The 2,589-nt window shown below is 66.8% G+C and carries 2 protein-coding genes and 1 pseudogene; 1 reads left to right on the forward strand and 2 read right to left on the reverse strand.

The genetic code is table 11. The annotated features are described in order from the left end of the window. Positions 1-64: 64 nt before the first annotated feature. Both mazG and VJ655_RS14335 read right to left on the reverse strand, forming a co-directional pair. Positions 65-892, reverse strand: a complete 828-nt coding sequence (gene mazG / locus VJ655_RS14330) for a nucleoside triphosphate pyrophosphohydrolase (RefSeq protein WP_324112180.1) — start codon at positions 890-892, stop codon at positions 65-67. After that, entirely contained in the window at positions 867-2,249 is a 1,383-nt protein-coding gene (locus tag VJ655_RS14335) for an MFS transporter (RefSeq protein ID WP_324112182.1), read from the reverse strand. Before VJ655_RS14335 ends, mazG begins: the two co-directional genes overlap by 26 nt. Positions 2,250-2,449: 200 nt before the next feature. On the opposite strand from VJ655_RS14335, the pseudogene VJ655_RS14340 reads away from it, so the two are divergent. Continuing rightward, a pseudogene (locus VJ655_RS14340) lies at positions 2,450-2,589 on the forward strand (hypothetical protein); the annotation flags it as partial.

Genomic DNA, 2,589 nt, shown 5'->3' on the forward strand with positions numbered 1-2,589 from the left:
TCGACGGCCAGGCCCTCGGCCGCTTCGAGCGCCAGTTCCCGGACGCCATGGTCCAGGCGGCCAGCTAGGCCTTCTCCGCCGCCTTGGCGTCGTTCCACAGGGCGTCCATCTCGGCGAGGTCGGACTGGTCCGGCGTCTTGCCGCGTTGCGCCAGCGCCGCCTCGATGAAGGCGAAGCGGCGGGCGAACTTGGCGTTTGTGGCGCGCAGGGCGTCTTCCGGATCGACATCCAGTTTTCGCGCCAAGTTCGCGCAAACAAAGAGGATATCGCCCAGCTCCTCGCGCGCCTTGGCCATGTCGCCGGCGTCGATCTCGACGGCGATCTCCTCGGTCTCCTCGCGCAGCTTAGCCAGCACCTCGGCGGCCGAGGGCCAGTCGAAGCCCACGCGGGCGGCGCGCTTGGTCAGCTTCACGGCGCGGGTCAGGGCCGGCAGTCCCGCGGGCACGTCGTCTAGCACGCCGGTCTTGGCCTTGGCCTTGCGCTCCTGGGCCTTCAACTCCTCCCAGCCCGCGACCTGGGCTGAAAGATCCTCGTAGGCGTGGTCGCCGAACACGTGCGGGTGACGGCGGATCATCTTGTCCGAGATCGCCGTGGCGACGTCGCGAATGTCGAACGCCCCTTGCTCCTGGGCCATGCGCGAGTGGAACACGACCTGAAGCAGCAGGTCGCCCAACTCCTCCTTCAGGTCCGTCAGGTCGCCCCGCTCGATCGCGTCGGCGACCTCATAGGCCTCCTCGACCGTATAGGGCGCGATGGTCGCGAAGGTCTGCTCCAGGTCCCAGGGGCAGCCGCCGTCCGGGTCGCGCAACCTGGCCATGATCTCGATCAGGCGGAAGATCGGGTTCCGGTCTTCGCTGTCAGCGTTTTCATTGTGCGGGGACGACAACGGCATTGGGATCGGGCTCGGCGGCTGGCGTGGACGAGCCCGCCGCCGCGTCCCGCGCCGCGAGCTGGCGCTGGATCTCGGCGAGACGGCTCGCATCCAGCGGATAGCGCAGCATGATCACCGACACCAGCAGGCCAAGGCTCGCCGGGAGGAAGGCGTACATCGCGATCAGCGCCGCGTCGCCCGAGGCGGTCGGGGCCTTGGGGTCGAAGCCCATCATCTGCAGCAGGATGAACACCCCGACCGCCAGGGCGTAACCCAGCTTCATCGCCCCAGCGACGACGGCGTAGAGCAGGCCGGTGCGATCGACGCCGCTCTCCAGGCGCTCCTCGTCGCCGATATCGGCCATCATCGAGCGCACCAGGGAAGGGGCAGCGGAATAGGGCAGGCCGGCCAGGATCAGCACGGCCATGCCGGCCAGGGAGTTGCCGGCCGGGGTCATGACAGCCGCCACCTGGACGAAGGCGTAGATGACCGCGGCGATCGACATCGCCCGATGCTTGCCAAGCCGCTTGGCCACCACGGGCCAGATCGGCGAGCCGGCCAGGGCGGCCAGGAAATAGACCAGCAGCAGGAGGCCCGACTGGGTCTTGTCGAAATGCTTGATGCGCTCGAAGAAGAACAGGAACAGCGACCCGGCGATCCCCGGCGCCAGGCCCATCAGGATGTCGGCGGCCAGCAGCAGCCGGACCGAGGGGCGTTTCAGCAGCACCAGATACTGTTTCAATCCCGCCCGGTGGACGGCCTTGGGCGCCTTGGGTTCGCCGACCATGGAGGTCGCCAAGAGGGTGGCCAGGGGGGCGAGGATGACGATGAACCAGCCCATGGCCTGGATGCTGGCCAGGTGGTCGCCCTTGAGGACGCCGGTGACGACCGGCGGCAGGCACAGCACCAGGATCATGCCGAGCACATTGGCGCCCTGCCACCAGCCATAGACGCGCGAGCGCTCCTGATAGTCGCTGGACAGCACCGCCCCCCAGGCGGTCTGTGACAGCACCACCATCGAATAGCCGGCATAGACAACAACCAGCCAGAACCAGAGATAGATGGGGCCGACGCCAGGCTTGGCCATGAACAGCGCGTAGGAGCCGATCACGATGATCGGCGTGCCGGCGATCAACCAGGGCCGAAAACGTCCCAGCCTCGTTCTGGTCCGGTCCATCAGGCCGCCCAGGATCGGGTCGAAGATGATGTCGACCAGCTTGACCACCAGGAACGCCGCGCCGACCGCGCTCAGCGAAAGGCCCAACGAATTGACGTAGAATTCGGGGAGATAGACCACCAGGGGCAGGCCCATCGCGGCGATCGGGACGCAGGGAGCCGCGAAGGCGGCCAGGGCCCAGGATGAGCGTCGGTCGGTCATAATTTACTCCTCCCCGCGCCGTTGATCGCGCTTGGAACTTGGCCTTGGACGACCGTTTCAAACGAGTGTGCGAGCATTGTTCGCCGAGCGCCAGCCTCTTCCTTGAATCGAGACATGCCTTCGCCGCTTCACGCGGTCCACCGCTGAAGTGACGGAAAGGGATGCGGAGCGCCGGACAACGTCCGGAGTGTGAGTAGTAAATACCGTTTCGACGAAGCCCGACGCTCCGCGCGATCGTTATCCGCCAGCCTCCCGTCAGGTGGCCCTGTTCAGGCCTTACCGGGACCTGGGCTCTCGGTTTCCCGAGAGACCCAGCGGTCGGAGAGGACGAGCCAATCCA

This window comes from Caulobacter sp., assembly GCF_035254145.1.
Taxonomy (GTDB): Bacteria; Pseudomonadota; Alphaproteobacteria; order Caulobacterales; family Caulobacteraceae; genus Caulobacter.